Origin of the sequence: Adlercreutzia wanghongyangiae (genome assembly GCF_035989245.1) — a bacterium.
GTDB classification, from domain to species: domain Bacteria; phylum Actinomycetota; class Coriobacteriia; order Coriobacteriales; family Eggerthellaceae; genus Adlercreutzia; species Adlercreutzia wanghongyangiae.
On record NZ_JAYMFF010000002.1, the window covers coordinates 533,649 to 549,341 of the forward strand.

Below are 15,693 nucleotides of genomic sequence, written 5' to 3' on the forward strand. Positions count from 1 at the left end.
GATGACAAGGCTCTGAACAGGCGTTTTGAAAAAACCACCAGAATCTGGTGACAACGTTGCGCCCGTCCGCACCCTACAATGGCCCCAGCGCATGGCCAACGCCCGCGGCGTTGACGCTCCCGCTTAACCGCGGGCGTCGCGCCCGGCTCGCCCCTCGCCGGCTCGACGGGGCCGGGGAAGCGAGCGACCCGCCAAGCAGAGAAGAGACTTGAGGGAGTGCATCTATGAAAGACGAGAAGCTGAGCATGAATCGCCGCACCTTCGTGAAGGCCGGCGGCGCCCTGGGCGCCTTGGCTGCCACCGGTGCCGGCGCGACGGCCGCCTTCACCGCGGCGGCCCCGGCCCTGGCTGTCGCCGACGAGGGAGCCGACGATACCATCGTGTGGACCCACTGCCACGTGAACTGCGGTGGCGCTTGCGTGTTGCAGTGCCACGTGCGCGACGGCGAGCTGGCCTATGTTGAATCTGACACCAACGGCGACGGCGCCTTCGGCGGCGTGCAGGCCCGCGCCTGCCTGCGCGGCCGCTCCATCCGCCCCTGGCTTTCCAGCGCCGACCGCCTGAACTACCCCATGCGTCGCGTGGCCGGCACGGCTCGCGGCGAGGGACAGTACGAGCGCATCAGCTGGGACGAGGCCCTGGACACCATCGCCAGCGAATTCAAGCGCGTGGTGGACACCTACGGCAATGAGGCCGTGTTCATCCAGGAATGCTCGGGTGTTGAGCAGAACATCATGATGAACAATCCTTTCTTCCGCCTGTTCAACCTGCTGGGCGGCGAGGTGACCCGCTACGGCAGCTATTCCAGCGCCTCCATCAGCTTCGGTGCCTACCCGTTCACTTACGGTGGCAGCTGGGGCAAGCGCTCGCTGAAGACGCTGCAGCCCGGCCAGTTGGTGGTGATGTTCGGCTACGCCCCCAACGATATGCGCATGTCGGGTGACGGCGAGGGCTACGACCTGGCTGTGGCCATGAAGCAAAAGGGCGTGCGCGCCATCGTGATCGATCCGCGCCGCAACGAGACGGCGGCGAACTTGGGCGCCGAGTGGATTCCCATTGTGCCCGGCACCGACGCCGCCCTGGCCGCGGGCATCGCCCACGAGCTGATTACCCAGGCCCTGGTGGATCACGAGTTCCTGAACACCTACTGCGTGGGCTTCGACGAGGCCACGCTGCCGCCCGAGGCCCAGGGCAAGAATCTGTCCTACTGCGACTACATCTTGGGCACCGGCTATGACAAGGTGGAGAAGACCCCGGAATGGGCCAGCAAGATTACTGCTGTGCCGGCTGAGCGCATTGTGTCGCTGGCTCACGAGATCGCCGAGGCCGACCCCTGCTTCATCTGCCAGGGCCTGGGGCCCCAGCGCCACACCAACGGCGACAACGCTTCGCGCGCCATTATGGTGCTGCCCCAGCTGGTGGGCCAGGTGGGCCGCCCCGGCACCAATTCCGGCGGCACCGTGGGCAACGACGACATCGGCCTCTCGTCGCTTCCCACTGGGGACAACCCCATTGAGACGAAGTTCCCCAACTTCCTGTGGCCCGAGGCCATTCGCGACGGCGAGAAGCTGACTGCCACCAACGCCGGCATCAAGAACGCCGATGCTCTGAAGTGCGGCGTGAAGTTCCTGGTGAACTACGGCAACAACATGATGGCCAACCAGAATGCCGACATCAACTACACCACCGACATCCTGCGCGACGAGAGCCTGTGCGAGTTCATCCTGCAGTACGACGTGGCGTGGACCGACTCCTGCAACTGGGCTGACATCGTGCTGCCCGACCTGACGCCCCAGGAAACCTACAGCTTGTCGGCGGCGGGTGAGAACAACGACGTGTACGGCATTCGTTTCGGCCAGCCGGTCAGCGAACCGGCCTTCGAGCGCCGCGAGGTGTACGAGGTGTGCGGCGAGCTGGCGAAGCGCCTGGGCGTGTACGACGAGTACTCCGAGGGTGGTCTGACCCGCGAGGACTGGTGCCGCAAGCTGTACGACGAGCTGCGCGAGGAGCAGGCCGACCTGGACCTGCCCACCTACGACGAGGGCGTGGCCATGGGCTCGTTCACTTTTGAGGTAGAGCCCTCCACCGAGGTGGACGACTTCATCGCCGACCCGGTGGCCAACCCGCTGGAAACGGCCACGGGCAAGATTCAGATCTATTCTCCCGAGCTGGCCGAGCTGGCGGAAACCTGGGAGCTGGGCGAGGGCGACGTGATCTCGGCCATCCCCGTGTACTATCCCGGTTTCGATGGCCCCGGCACCACCACCGAGGAGTTCCCCTTCCTCATCGTGGACTTCCATGCCAAGGGCACGGTGCATTCCACCTACGCCCACAACGAGGTGCTGCACAAGCTGTCGCCCTTCCAGGCGTGGATCAACCCCATTGACGCCGAGCCGCTCGGCATCGCCGACGGCGATGCGGTGGCCCTGAAGAGCGCTCAGGGCGAGATGCGCACCATCGCGAAGGTGACCAACCGCGTTATTCCCGGCACCATCATGCACCCCCAGGGCGCGTGGCATTCCGCCGACATGGCGGGCGACCGCATCGATCACGGCGGCTGCACGAACACCATCACCAGCCGCCACTGCAACCCCGTGTCGAAGGGCACCGGCCAGCACAGCGTTATCGGCTCGATTGAGAAGGTGGAGGGCTAAGCCATGACTCAGTACGGATTCCATTTCGACGCCACGCGCTGCACCGGCTGCAAAACCTGCGAGGCCGCTTGCCGCGACTATCATGACCTGGCGCCCGAGCATACGTTCCGCCATGTGTACGAGATCGAGGGCGGCGGTTGGAAGCGCGATGACGCCGGCGCGTGGACGACCGATTCCTACACCTACTACACGGCGTTCTCCTGCCAGCATTGCGACAACCCGGCCTGCACCGAGGTGTGCCCCACCGGCGCCATGCACAAGGACGAGAGCGGCATCGTGTCGGTGGACGAGCATCGCTGCATCGGCTGCGGCTACTGTGCTATGGCCTGCCCCTACGACAACCCGAAGGTTGATCGCGAGGCGGGGCACTCCACCAAGTGCGACGGCTGCAAGAGCCGCGTGGAAGCGGGGAAGACCCCCGTCTGCGTGGAGGCCTGCTCGATGCGTGCCCTGGCGTTCGCGCCGGTGGACCAGCTGCCCGAGGGCGAGCGCGCGAATGTGGCGCCGCTGCCCGAGGCCGACCTGACGAAACCCAACCTGTACATCGTGCCTTGCGCGTCGGCGAAGCCGGCCGGCTCCACCGACTGCCGCGTGGCCAACAAACTGGAGGTGAAGTAAATGGGAACGGGATTCTCCGAGGCGCCTTTGGCCCTGTTCACGACCTTGGCCCCCATGGCCGCCGCGTCGTTCATCGTGATCGCCTACGCGTTCATTGCCGGTAAGCCCACGGCCGAGGAGGCGCGCCGCCTGGATCGGTGGACGGCTCTGCCCGCGGTGGTGATGCTGCTGGCCATGGTTGCCGCCTTCCTGCACCTGGCGAATCCGCTGGCTGCCTTCGAGGTGTTTGCCGGCGTGGGCCGCTCGCCGTTGTCGAACGAGCTGCTGGTCGTCGTGCTGTTCTCGGTGGTGGCCCTGGTGTATTGGCTGTGCGGTCTGGCGGGCAAGTTGCCGACTTCCGGCGGCGTGCGCACGGGCTTGCTGGTGGTGCTGGCCGTCGGGTCGCTGGCGGTGGCCGCTGCCTGTGGCATGGCCTACCTCATTCCCACGGTGCCCACGTGGAATAACCCCCTGGGTGTGGTGGCCATGCTGGGCTACGCCCTGACGGGTGGTGCGGCTCTGGGATCGGCCGTGTGTGCCATGGCCCGCGTTGCCCTGCCGACGCAGGCTCCGCTGTGCGGCGCGGTGCTGGCAGGCGTGGGCGCGGTGCTGGCCCTGGCGGCTTTGGGTGCCCAGGCGGCCGGTTTGGATGCCGTGGCGAACATCTGGGGCGCGGCGAGCGGCCTAGTGCCCGACCTGGGGCTGATGGTGGGCGCGTTCGGCCTGTGCGCCGCTGCGGCCGTGGTGATGATCTTCCTGGGCAAGCGCAGCGCCGGTGCGGCTGGCGCCGAAGGTGCCCAGGCGGCGGCAGGTCGTATCGTGGTGGCGCCGGTGTTCGCCGTGGGTGCCGCGGTGCTGGCGGCCGCGGGCATCTTCATCGTGCGCATTGCCTTCTACGGGCTGTACATGGGCATCGCGCTGTAGCATCGTCTATGCCATAATTTCCCCGAGGAGGCTTTCCGCCCCGCAGGCTACGTGCCTGCGGGGCGTTGCCGTGAAAGGAACACCATGGAAACGGCCTTGAACGAGATAACGCTGGTGCTGTTCACTACCATCGCGCCCGCCGGCCTGGTGGGCTACGCGGTCATGGCCCTGTACACGGTTGCCGTGCGTGATCGCGCGCGGGCCGAGGCGGCCAGCCGCTACCTGGTCGTTCCTCTGGTACTGGTTATCACCGGGCTTATCGCCTCGGCCACCCATTTGGGCACGCCCGCGAACGCGTTGTACGTGCTGTCGGGGGCGGGACGCTCGCCTCTGGCCAACGAGGTGGTGGCCGTGGTGGCGTTTTTGGTGGCGGGCGGCGCCTGGTGGATGGTGTCGTTTCGCGACGACGTGTCCGAGCGCCTGCGCCGGGTAGCGGTGACGGTGGTACTGATCGCTGCAGCCGTGGCGCTCTACTTCATTTCCGTGGCGTACAGCATTCCCTGGGTGCCCACTTGGGCGCTGCCCACAGTGCCCGTTACGCTGTGGCTGGGAGCCCTGGCCAGCGGTGTGCCTGTGGGACTGTTCGGCCTGGCTGCGGCCGGTCAGGCGCCGGGCGCCCGCTTCGCGGCCCTCGCGCTTCTGGCGGGTGCGGCGGCCACGGTGGGGAACGCCGTGGTACTGGGCATTCAATGGGCCGATCTGGCCTCTATCGAGACGACGCTGGTGGCTGCCCCCGATCTGGTGCCGTGGACCCCGGCGGTTATCGCAGCCTTCGCGGTGCTGGCCACCGCAGCTTTGGGAGCCTGCGCCTGGGCCGAGCAGCATCGCGGTCCGCATCGCACCTTCGTGGAGGGGTCGTGCGTGCTGGCCGTGCTCGTCGCGTGTTTTCTCGTGCGCTTCACGTTCTACGCCATGCGCATGACCGCCGGCGTGTAGGGGCAGCATCTCTCGGGCGAGGCCTCGGCGGCCCCTGTCATGTCAAACGCTCGGCTGCTGCGAAGGGCCGTTCAACATGCCTCCGAGTTCAGACAGTGGCCGGACTTCGTTACCCCAGTAGCGAGCGATTTTCGTCTTGGGGCGGGATCATTCCCTTAGCACGGAACAGTTCGGCGGCGGCCATGGCGCGGTTGCGGTAGGGGAAGGGCTCGTTGCGCAAGAGGCAGGCGACGAAGGTATCAATGTAGGTGGGGTCAGGTGCCACGCCCAAAGGCACGTTGCGGTAGCAGGCGCGCACGAGAGCATTGCGGAAGTTCAGTGAGTACTGCTCGAATGCCTCGTTGGTGATGTTGCCGAATCCGTGGCTGCGCAGCAGCTTCTGCAGGAATACGGCAACGGTGCGCGTGTTGCCCTCGGCGAAGGGGTGAACCTGCCAGAGCTTGGTGATGAGTGCGGACACGCTGCTGACGTAGGGCGCGATATCATCGGCGCGGTAAGGCGCGGGCTCAAAAGCGGAGAGCGCCGCCGCAAGCTCCTCCTCCAGCGTCTCGTAGTCGCCGTATTCTACCGATTCGCGCGCAAGCACGAACTCGCGCTTCGAGAAGTTGTAGTCGCGGAAGTGCTTTTCATAGTAGGAGTCTTCCATAAGGCCTCGGAACAGGCGCTCGTGGATGGTCTGCAAGCTCGCCACAGAGAGCGTGAAGCCGCTGGAATCCAGCAGATCGCAGATGCGGCTGCTCACGCGGTCGGCCTCCTCGGAATGGCGATCGACGGCTCGTCCTACGCGCTGGTCGTAGTAGTCGTCTACGATGTCGCGCAGTTGTACGGCGCTGATCTCGCCTTCCACATAACGCTGGGCCGGCTCATCGAAAGCGGCGCTGGTGGTGAGCCCGTCGACGGCCTGCAGCCCGCGAGCGATACGCACGCGCCGGTCGCGCGTGTCGTAGCTGTACGGCTCCCCGTAGCGTTCGTATCCGTAGGCGTCTTCCAAAGGTTTCCTCCCATCGCAGATCGGCCGCCATTCTAGCATGGAGGTATGAAGTGAAGATGGGTGCGCAGAGAAGCGCGCGCCGTCACGCTGCTGGTTGAGAGGTGCAAAACAAGGTCGCGGTGCCGCTAGCCAACTCGGTATAGCAGATGATATACTTTGCTATACCGTATTGCTAAGGGAGGGGGCAGCTATGGCTTTGTCTCAGATGAACATCCGCATCGATAACCAGGTACGTATCGAGGGGAATCTTGCGCTAGAAAGTGTCGGGCTTACCCCTGCCCGCGCCGTGCGTGGTCTGTGGGATTTTGCTGCGCGCAATCGGAACAATCCGGTGCGCATTCAGCGCGCCCTGCGCTTTTTAGGGCAGCAGGCGGCAGAGGACGACGAGATAAGCGCGCGTGCCCGGGCTATCGAGGATGGCTGGCGTCTTGCCGATGAGGGTCTGGCGAGTCTGGGACTCTCGCCCGAACGCGCCAAGCCCCTTCCGCTCAATGAGCTCAAGGAGCAGGCGTACCGAGAGCGCTGGGAAGCGAAGGGCCTGCTATGACCAAAGAGCATCCAACGCTGCTTCTCGACACAAATATCTGGATAGACAACTATTTCGCCCATCGTGAGGGAAGTGAGGCGGCGCGTGAGCTCATTGCCTACGCGAACGAGCAGAATTACACCTTGGCCTACGCCGCAACTTCTACTAAGGATCTTTTCTTTCTCGCCGGCAGCGAGCTGAAGCGATTGGTTCGCGAGGAGAAGGGAGAGCTCTCGGAAGAAGACGCGCGGTCCTGCTCCGATCTGACCTGGGCTTTCCTCAAGAACATGACCTCCATCGCCGTTGCCATTCCAGTGGGCGAGCCTCAGATATGGCTCGCCACCCACTATCGCGCCCTCCATGGCGATTTCGAAGACGACCTCATTTTGGCGGCTGCGGAAGAGTCGAAGGCCGATTACCTGGTCACTAACGATCGTGCGCTTTTCGGTAAGGCTGCCATCCCCGTCTTCACCAGCGCCGATATGCTCGCCTACCTGAAACGGTAGCAATCGGCGGCAGCGGATCCGTCGCGAATGCGCTTGCTGCGAGTGCGGGTGTTGCCCGGCGGGCCGTCGCCTCCGCTATGCCTCCAGCAGCACCTTGCCGTTCAGGGTTTCGATGGTGGTGTGCAGCACGCGGCCGTTCTCCACCTGCATTTTCGCGATGGTGCGGCCGAAGTCGCTGCGCGGGCGGCACACGGCGCCGGGGCACATATATATGCTGGCGGGACGCGCCTCGGGCCCCACGACCAGCTCGGGCACGTGGGTGTGCCCGTGGATGATCACATCGGGAATGGGGTCGCCCGGCCCCAGGCCCTTCGAGGCTCCGCCGCGGTTCACGCGCACGTCGCCGGGCTTGTGGCCCACCAGGAACTTCACGCCGTCAATCACCGGGCGCGCGAAATGGTCCACGGCGCTGCCGTATTCCGCGAAGTCGTTGTTGCCCAGCACGGCCGTCACGGGCGCCAGGGTTTCCAGCTCGCGCAAAATGGCCGGGCCGCCGATGTCGCCGGCGTGGATGATGTGGTCGCAGTCGGCCAGCGCCGCATAGGCCTGCGGGCTTAAGCTGCCGTGGGTGTCGGAAATGATGCCGATCAGCGTCATGGGTTCTCCTTGCACGCGCCGCATTTCCCGACGGCGCAACGTAGCGAATTGGTGGCGCGCCGCTATGGAGCGCGGGGCCGCCGCGATGTCTGCTATGATAACGCCAACGGCCGAAGGCGGCCACCGGTCTGCACGAGAACAGGAGCATTCATGGGAAAGAAGGACGTTGAGGCTCTGGACATCACCTTCGACGAGCTGCCCACCTACCTGCACACGAACCACTCCCTGTATATGGAAGTGGCCGATGGCTTGTACTACCTCACCGATGTGAACGATCAGTACTGGCGCGCCCAGGACACCAACCAGTTCAACGAGAAGGGCCACTACGTTGACTGCAGCCCGCTTGTGCCCACCATCGCCGAGTTCCTCGACCTGCCCTTCCACGACGGCAAGTCGGTGCGCGACCTGGCGGCCGAGGCCACGTTCTACGCATCGGGCGACGGCAAGGACATGCCTGAGGATTTCTAGAGCTTCGCCGCTCGGCTTATTTTCCCAGGAAATTACGCCCCTCTGCAAAGGCCGCCTTGCGCGGCCTTTGTGCTATGATGCCCCACGAACTATCTTGGCCGCGGATAATGCGGCCGTCTGAGAAGAGAGAAAGAAGGAACCATGGCAGAAGAATGCACCCACGAGTGCTCCAGCTGCGGCGTTTCGGGCTGCGGTGACCGCACCGCCGAGGCCGGCCCCTCCACCCTGGCGCCTAACAAGCGCTCCAACGTGAAGCACGTCATCGGCGTGGTGTCCGGCAAGGGCGGGGTGGGCAAGTCGCTGGTCACCAGCTTGCTCGCTGCGGAAATGAACAAGCGCGGCCATAAGGTGGCCATTCTGGACGCCGACATCACCGGCCCGTCCATCCCGAAGTCCTTCGGCGTGGATGCGCGCCTGACGGCCGACGCCGACGGCATCAATCCGGCCAAGTCGGCCAGCGGCATCGAGGTGATGTCCGTGAATCTCATGCTGCCCGAGGGCGACATGCCCGTGGCCTGGCGCGGCCCGGTGGTCACCGGCGCCATCAAGCAGTTCTGGCAGGAAGTGAACTGGGGCGACGTGGACTACATGTTCGTGGACATGCCCCCGGGAACGTCCGACGTGTTCCTGACCGTCTTCCAGTCGCTGCCCGTGGACGGCATTGTGACCGTGTCGGCCCCGCAGGAGCTGGTAGCCATGATCGTGGGCAAGGCCGTGAACTTGGCGAAGTCGCTGGAGGTGCCGGTGGTGGGCCTGGTGGAGAACATGGCCTACTTCAAGTGCGACGACTGCGGCAAGGAGCACCATATTTTCGGCGAGCCCCAGGGCGCGGCTGTGGCCGAGAAGTACGGCATCCCCGCCGTGGCCACCCTGCCGATGGATCCTTCCTTCGCCCGTCTGGTGGACGAGGGTCGCGTTGAGGCCTACAACGTGGAGGGCGCCCTGGATGACATCATCGCCCAGGTGGAGAAGGTGTCCGCCGAGGCCGCTGAGTAGGCGAACGAGCTCATGGCGAGGCAGTTTCGGCGGCGCGGGAAATTTTTTCAAAAAAGTTCTTGCGCGCGCGGGCCGTTGTGTTAATATAGTCCTCGCACTTTTTCGGGGCCTTAGCTCAGCTGGGAGAGCGCATGGCTGGCAGCCATGAGGTCAGGGGTTCGATCCCCCTAGGCTCCACCATTAATTTCAGAAGCCGGGTCGCCTGACCCGGCTTCTTTCGTTTGTAGAACCTGCGTGCGCGATAATATAAGACGCGGGCCGTGTCCGAGAGCGGCCGGGGTCTGTTGGGATGGGTCGTAAGGGAGGAGTGCCGACGATGGCTTCAGGCGATCTGAAGGGGTTCGTCGAAATCGCATCCGACGAGGTGCGGCATCATCCTGCGCGCGTGCTGGGCATGGGTTTGTTCTGGGCGTGGCTTCAGATCGTCTTTGCCTCGCCAGCTTTGGCGCCGGTTGCGGCGTGGCCTTTGCCGCTGGCTCCCCAACAGCAAGTGTGGACGTTATCGCTCGGTGCGACGCTAGCAACATTCGCCCTGGTGCTGGCGTTGCGCAAGCATCTCCCGGCCTCGCTGAGCGCAGGCGCGGTGATGCTCGGCCACGGCTTGATGGCCGCAGGCGCGATGGCCCTGGCGTGGTCGGCGATATTCCCGTCGCTCCCCCTGGTGCTTTTGGGCGTTGCGGGCACGGGGCTGGGCAGCGGCTTTGCCTTCCTGGCATGGGGAGACCACCTGGCCCGGCTCGCCCCGCGTCGGGTGCTTTTCGACATGACGGCCTATTCGTTTCTGACGGCAGCGTTCTTCGGCGTGGTGATGCTGCTGCCTTGGTGGGGCGTGCAGATGGCTGTGGTGGCCATGCCCGTTGTGGCGGGAGCACTGTTGGTGCGGGCCAATCGACATCTTGCGCCGTGCACTGCCGATGTCGCGCCGGTGCCTGGCGCGCCCAGCGGCCTGAGCCTCGTGGGGCTGGCGGTGCTCGTGGGCCTGGTCTACGGCATTATGCGCGGAGTGAGCCTTTCGTTCGCGGAGGGGTCCTTCGGCCAGGTGACGACGGCCACGGTGATGGGCATTGCCGGTGCCGGGTTGCTACTCGCGGCAACCACGGTGTTCTTTCGCAAAGGCAGCGAACTGTACTTGGTATGTCAGATATCCTTCCCTTTGCTGGCTGCGGGCTTTCTGCTGCTGCCCCAGTTCATCGGCGGTTTGCCGTTGCCTGTTATCGTGTTCACGGTGGGCCATAGCTACTTCTATTCGCTACTGTGGGTGTTTTGTGCCGACCGTGCTCAGAATTCCCGTCGAGCACCCCTGGTTGTTTTCGCTGTGGGGCTGCTCTCGTTTCTCGGCGGCTCGCTGGGCGGATCACTGGCGAGCGACGCTATGGCGTTGGTAGCCTCGGAGGCATCCCAGACGATCACCATTGTGTCGCTGGTTGTGGTGTACCTGTTCGTGGTGGTATTCGCCTACCTGTTCGGGAAGAACCGCCGGGCAGGTCTGGCGAGCACCGACGAGCAGCGCGCCTTGGACTTCAAGCGCTGCAGCGAGCTGGTGGCGGCCGAGGGAGGCCTGTCGCCTCGTGAGGTGGAGATATTCCATCTGCTTGCGCTCGGGAAGGACCGCGCCGACATTCGCGAGATATGCCACATTTCCACCGATACCGTGAAATCGCACACGCGTCGTATTTACGCGAAGCTCGACATCCATTCCAAAAAAGAGGCGCAATCGTTGGTGGAACAGCGAATGGAGCAAGAGCGCAAAGGCATGATTGCCCGTTAGTCTTCTTCGGTGCTGAATTCGCCGGTTCTTGTTTTTCCTGGTCATTCCCTTGGACACCTGTAGCCCGCGAGGGGTGAAGGGCGGTTCGGCGTATTTCACCCCCGCTGGGCGCTTACGGGCGCGGCGGCCGACCCCTATGCTGCGATGTGCGGGGGCTTCCTCCCCGCTACTGTCACACGATCAGGAGGAGGGCAACATGCACGACAAGACACTTTCGCGCCGCACATTCGTCTCGGGAACCGCATTGGCTGGAGCAGTCGCTGCGCTGGCGGGGCTTGCCGGGTGCGCGCCGGCCGAGAAGCCGCTTGCAACGGCGGGGTCACAGGATTCAGGCGCCGCCACCGGCTTGGACGATTCCTATGCGTGGTTGCGTTCCGCTCCGGCAATGCCCGAGGTGTCGGCCGAGGAGACCTACGACGTGGTGGTTATCGGCGCCGGCATTGCGGGCTGCACTGCCGCTCAGGCAGCAGCTGAGGCGGGCGCCAGTGTATTGGTAGTGGAGAAATTCGAGGGCATTACGGCTCACGGAACCGACATCGGTGCGGTGGGATCGAAGCTGCAGAAGGAGCAGGGCGTCGACATCGACAAGGCGCTGGCTTCCCGGCTCATCTATCAGTGGGGTCAGTCCGAGGGCAACTACTTCCTCATCAAACAGTTCGTGGAGCGCAGCGGCGAGGTGATGGACCACTATATCGACATGGCCACCGATCTGGGCTATGAGGTTATCCTGAACAGCGAGATGACGGCCCGATCTGACTGGGACACGCTCGAAGACCGCTTCAAGCAGTTCCGCACGGCCCACAAGTTCACCATCCCCGAGGGTAGTTCTTTGCCCGAGCAGCCGTGGAACGTGGGCTATTTCATCAGCATGGTGGCCGACGACGCCCAGGCTCGCGGCGCGGTGTTCGAGTTCAACACCCAGGCCGAGCAGCTGGTGAAGGAGGACGGAGCCGTGGTGGCCGTCATCGTGAGCAACGCCGACGGCTACAAGCGCGTGAACGCGACCAAGGGCGTTATCCTCGCCACGGGCGGCATTACCGACAACGAGGAAATGAAAGCGTGCTTCTGCCCCATGGCCCTGCGCTCCGACAAGTCCGACTACACGCCGGTGGGCGGCAATCGGGGCGACGGCATCATCATGGGCCGGTGGATCGGGGCGGCTCTGTCGCCGTGCTATCCCGCGCCCATCATCCATCCGGTGAACCTCGCGGTTATGGGTCCGGGCTTCGATACCTGCTGGCTTACGGTGAACCGCGACGGCATGCGCTATTGCTGCGAGGTGGGATTCGAGCCCATCGTCACCAACGCGCGCATGAATACGCCGGGCAGTGTTGCCTGGGCCATCTGGGATTCCCATTACCCCGAGCATGCCCAGCGCCAGGAGCCGGTGAAGTCGGCCTCCTTCATGGACGGCCTGCAGGAGAAGGTGGAGCAGGCGGTGTCCGAGGGCACGTTCTTCAAGGGCGAGACGCTGGAGGAGTTGGCCGAGGCCATCGGCGTTCCATTCGAAACGCTTCAGCAGACTGTGGAGCGCTACAACTCCTTCTGCGATGCGGGTGAAGACCCCGATTTCGGTGTGCCCCCGCGCTTCCTCAGCTCGGTGAAGGACGGCCCGTTCTACGCCAGCAACGTGTCTGCATGGATGCTGGCGTTGCCCTACGGCCTGCGCGTGGACCAGAATTCCCAGGTGCTCGACGAGGAGGACACGCCCATCGGCGGCCTGTTCGCCATCGGCAACGCGCAGGGCGATTTCTTCGCGAATTCGTATCCGGTAACGTTGCCGGGTACGAGTCATGGCCGCGGCATGACCTATGGGCGCTTAGTGGGCCAGGCTCTGGCCAAGGGCACGACGATCGAGGGCTACGCCGTCGGTTTCGAAGACTAGGTGTTTAGTGCCAAGACGCTGCTTGCATCCAGATAGTGACAAATAAGGAGGCTCCCGCCAAGCTGTGAGTTGTCGAGATTCATAGCAGAGGGGGCCTCCTGTGGCGCAGCATCCTAACGCAAGGCTCACGCTCAGGGCGGGAGACGCTCGTCTCCCGTGTAAAATCGGCCGCGGCCGAAGGCCGAGATCTCGAACACACGGGGTTTGGACGAAAATGAGGAGATTTATAAGGCGCTCCCGCCCATATAGAAAGTTTTGGCCGGAAAAGGCAAGATGTCTAAGAATTACGCGGCGATGGGTCGCAGAATCCGGTTAATTGTGGTCGCAAATGGACAGATCTCTATGGGTAAGGATGCTTAGCGGGGCTGAAGGTCTTAGAAATCGTAGTATTTTTGGCCAAAGTGCGAGGATCGAATCGAATTCAGCATAGAGATCTTCGTGTTTGAGGCCAGGGGAGGGGCGGCACCTTGTGGCGGGTGCCGCCCCTCCCCCTTTTCGTGCAGCAGCTGGTCGTCTAGCGATAGAGGGCGGAATTGTAGAGGGGTTCAGCGAAGGAGACGGGCTAGTAGAGAGCTGTTTTCCCAGGTGAAATATGAGTTTCCTGCTTGAGTTTTCAGGTAGTTTACAGGAATGTGTGGGTTCTGTTGCAGTGGTGTGCGGTCTATGTGGTTCGCTGTTTCGGGTGAACGTCCTTTGAAATAATGTGCGACTGACCACAGAAGGGTTACAATACCCAGTTAGCGCTCTGGCTGCGTGGAGTGCAGAGTCTGGCGGGGAGGCCGGGTTTTGTGGCAGAACTGAGCAATGTGCCTTGGCATACGGCCTGGGCAGCAGAGTGAAAGGTTGAGGATTCATGAAATTCTCCTCGTTTGTGAAGGGTAAGGCGCTGAAGAGTGTCGGCGCCGTGTCGGTGGCTCTGGCCCTGGGTGCCGGTCTTGCGGGTTGCGGTGGCGGCGGTGCCGCTGGCGACGTGGCCGCTACGGTGAATGGCCAGGACATCATGGAGCAGACCGTTACCGATTACGTGGACAACTTCCGCAAGGGTGCCAATCTGGAGACCGACGAGGCCTGGGGCGAGTGGATGGTTTCCAACGGCTACACCCCTGAGTCGGTGCGTGAAGAGGTTATCAACTACTATGTCGACCAGGACCTGTACGAGCAGGCCGCCGCTGAGTACAACGTGACGGTTGAGCAGGCCGACATCGACGCCCAGCTGGAGCAGACCAAGGCGATGTTCGAGAGCGAGGAGGCCTTCCAGGAGGCTCTGACCGCTAGCAACATGACCGAGGAGTCCTACATCGAGGACGTGGTGAAGCCTACCATTCTGCAGCAGAAGCTGTCTGAGGCCGTGGCTGCGGCCGACACCGAGAACGGCAGCGGTGATGATGCCGCTCTGGCCCAGGCCCAGCAGATGGCCGACCAGTGGAACGGTGCCAAGCGCGTGAGCCACGTGCTGTTCCAGGCTGACGACACCAAGACCGACGAGGAGCTGGCTGCCGAGGCTCAGGCCGTGCTTGACCAGATCAACGCCGGCACCCTGTCCTTCGAGGAGGCTGCCCAGCAGTACTCCGCCGACTCCAGCGCCCAGACTGGCGGCGATGTGGGTTGGGACAAGCTGACCACCTTTGTGACCGAGTTCCAGGATGCCGTTGACGGCCTGGAGGTTGGCCAGGTGAGCGGTCTGGTGAAGACCGACTACGGCTACCACATCGTGACCGTGACCGACGAGTTCACGGTGCCCGAGGGCGGCCTGACCTCGCTGGATCAGCTGCCGGACGACTTCAAGAGCTACCTGGAGTACATGCAGCAGAGCTCCGACAGCCAGAGCTTCAGCACCTGGTTCACCGAGTATCGCGAGAACGCCGAGATCGTGATCAATCCGATGCCCGAGGGCCTGCCCTACGCCATCGATCTGACCCCCTACGAGGAGGCCGCCGCTGATGCTGCCGCCACCGTGGACGAGACCGAGATGGGCACCGTTGAGGGCGACGACGCCGCTGCCGACCAGGCTGCTGCCGAGGGCGACCAGGCTGCCGCCGAGGGCGACGCCGCTGCTGAGGGTGACGCTGCCGGCGACCAGACTGCCGAGGGCACCCAGCCCGCTGCCGAGGGTGACCAGGCCGCTGACGGCACCGATACCGCCGAGGGCGACCAGGCCGCCGAGGGTGGCGACCAGGCTGCCGCTGACGGCACCGCCGACCAGGCTGCCGAGGGCGAGCAGGCCCAGCAGTAAAAGCTGCCGACATATACCAGCCACTGGCTTTCCGGGACCCGCAGCAATGCGGGTCCCTTTTTTGCATTTGGGGAAAGAAGGGAAGAGGGGGCGGTAGGAGCGAGGAAAATGTCAAGTGAGGGGGCTTTGAATCTGAAAGAAAGCTGAAAGCACTTTCAGAATACCGTTGATCCCAATAGCAACGGGAAATGACAGGGTAGCTTTTAGACGCTCGTTGCCCTGTCATGAGCGGGTAAAAGTCGATCATTTTCATAAGCGAATCCACAAAGCCTTAACATTCAGTTCATAAAGTGGCGATAAATCGGCCCATAAACCTAGGAAAACTGCCGTTTAAGTTAACACCAAGGTAACGTGGCCGTTATCAAGCTGTTACCGCTTGGATGCCATCTCGATAAGTTTTAAAATTTGCTACTGAGTATCACTCTGCCAAAAGTGCGCCACAGCCCCTTGACCTGCAGGTGAAGGCCTTGCGTCAAAGGAGGGAAGGCGGGCGCGCGAGCTCGGGTGCAGCCGCAGGCCTGACGGTCTCGGCAGAACTCGCGGCAGGCGGAAACCGCATGACGATTGCGAGCACAAGAGCGACGAATAGAGATGGCAAGACGGAGCAGCATG

General features: G+C 63.5%; 13 protein-coding genes and 1 tRNA gene. 12 read left to right on the forward strand and 2 right to left on the reverse strand.

What is annotated here, in order from left to right:
• Window positions 1-224: 224 nt before the first annotated feature.
• The 4 genes from VIN30_RS02540 (at window position 225) to VIN30_RS02555 (ending at window position 5,111) form a co-directional block, all read left to right on the forward strand.
• A complete protein-coding gene (locus tag VIN30_RS02540; RefSeq protein WP_338209032.1) occupies window positions 225-2,654 on the forward strand; it encodes a DMSO/selenate family reductase complex A subunit in 2,430 nt (809 codons plus the stop codon).
• A gap of 3 nt (window positions 2,655-2,657) precedes the next feature.
• Complete coding sequence (locus VIN30_RS02545; RefSeq protein ID WP_338209034.1) at window positions 2,658-3,272, forward strand: 4Fe-4S dicluster domain-containing protein; 615 nt, start codon at window positions 2,658-2,660, stop codon at window positions 3,270-3,272.
• Entirely contained in the window at window positions 3,273-4,175 is a 903-nt protein-coding gene (locus VIN30_RS02550; protein ID WP_338209036.1) for a dimethyl sulfoxide reductase anchor subunit family protein, read from the forward strand.
• An 84-nt stretch (window positions 4,176-4,259) separates the two neighbouring features.
• Complete coding sequence (locus VIN30_RS02555; protein ID WP_338209038.1) at window positions 4,260-5,111, forward strand: dimethyl sulfoxide reductase anchor subunit family protein; 852 nt, start codon at window positions 4,260-4,262, stop codon at window positions 5,109-5,111.
• Between the two features lie 109 nt (window positions 5,112-5,220).
• Here VIN30_RS02555 and VIN30_RS02560 read toward each other — a convergent pair whose 3' ends face one another.
• On the reverse strand, window positions 5,221-6,102 hold the full coding sequence (locus VIN30_RS02560; RefSeq protein WP_338209039.1) for a Fic family protein: 882 nt from the start codon (window positions 6,100-6,102) through the stop codon (window positions 5,221-5,223).
• 190 nt (window positions 6,103-6,292) lie between these two features.
• On the opposite strand from VIN30_RS02560, the gene VIN30_RS02565 reads away from it, so the two are divergent.
• Window positions 6,293-6,649 (forward strand): hypothetical protein, encoded by a 357-nt coding sequence (locus VIN30_RS02565; protein WP_326424081.1) that lies wholly within the window; start codon window positions 6,293-6,295, stop codon window positions 6,647-6,649.
• A complete protein-coding gene (locus VIN30_RS02570) occupies window positions 6,646-7,134 on the forward strand; it encodes a PIN domain-containing protein (RefSeq protein ID WP_338209041.1) in 489 nt (162 codons plus the stop codon). Before VIN30_RS02565 ends, VIN30_RS02570 begins: the two co-directional genes overlap by 4 nt.
• A 75-nt stretch (window positions 7,135-7,209) precedes the next feature.
• On the opposite strand, the gene VIN30_RS02575 is transcribed toward VIN30_RS02570, so the two are convergent.
• A complete protein-coding gene (locus VIN30_RS02575) occupies window positions 7,210-7,731 on the reverse strand; it encodes a metallophosphoesterase family protein (RefSeq protein WP_338209042.1) in 522 nt (173 codons plus the stop codon).
• Window positions 7,732-7,881: 150 nt separating this feature from the next.
• On the opposite strand from VIN30_RS02575, the gene VIN30_RS02580 reads away from it, so the two are divergent.
• The 6 genes from VIN30_RS02580 to VIN30_RS02605 all read left to right on the forward strand — a co-directional run bounded on the left by VIN30_RS02580 (window position 7,882) and on the right by VIN30_RS02605 (window position 15,081).
• Window positions 7,882-8,199, forward strand: coding sequence for a CDP-alcohol phosphatidyltransferase (locus VIN30_RS02580; protein ID WP_326424077.1), 318 nt, complete (start codon window positions 7,882-7,884; stop codon window positions 8,197-8,199).
• 141 nt (window positions 8,200-8,340) lie between these two features.
• The gene (locus VIN30_RS02585) at window positions 8,341-9,195 is read left to right on the forward strand and encodes a P-loop NTPase (RefSeq protein WP_338209044.1); all 855 of its coding nucleotides are present in this window, start codon (window positions 8,341-8,343) and stop codon (window positions 9,193-9,195) included.
• 104 nt (window positions 9,196-9,299) lie between these two features.
• Window positions 9,300-9,375 (forward strand) — tRNA-Ala (locus VIN30_RS02590).
• Between the two features lie 136 nt (window positions 9,376-9,511).
• A complete protein-coding gene (locus tag VIN30_RS02595; protein WP_338209046.1) occupies window positions 9,512-10,963 on the forward strand; it encodes a helix-turn-helix domain-containing protein in 1,452 nt (483 codons plus the stop codon).
• Window positions 10,964-11,159: 196 nt separating this feature from the next.
• Entirely contained in the window at window positions 11,160-12,848 is a 1,689-nt protein-coding gene (locus VIN30_RS02600; RefSeq protein WP_326424073.1) for an FAD-dependent oxidoreductase, read from the forward strand.
• A gap of 853 nt (window positions 12,849-13,701) precedes the next feature.
• A complete protein-coding gene (locus VIN30_RS02605) occupies window positions 13,702-15,081 on the forward strand; it encodes a peptidylprolyl isomerase (protein ID WP_326424071.1) in 1,380 nt (459 codons plus the stop codon).
• Window positions 15,082-15,693 lie beyond the last annotated feature (612 nt).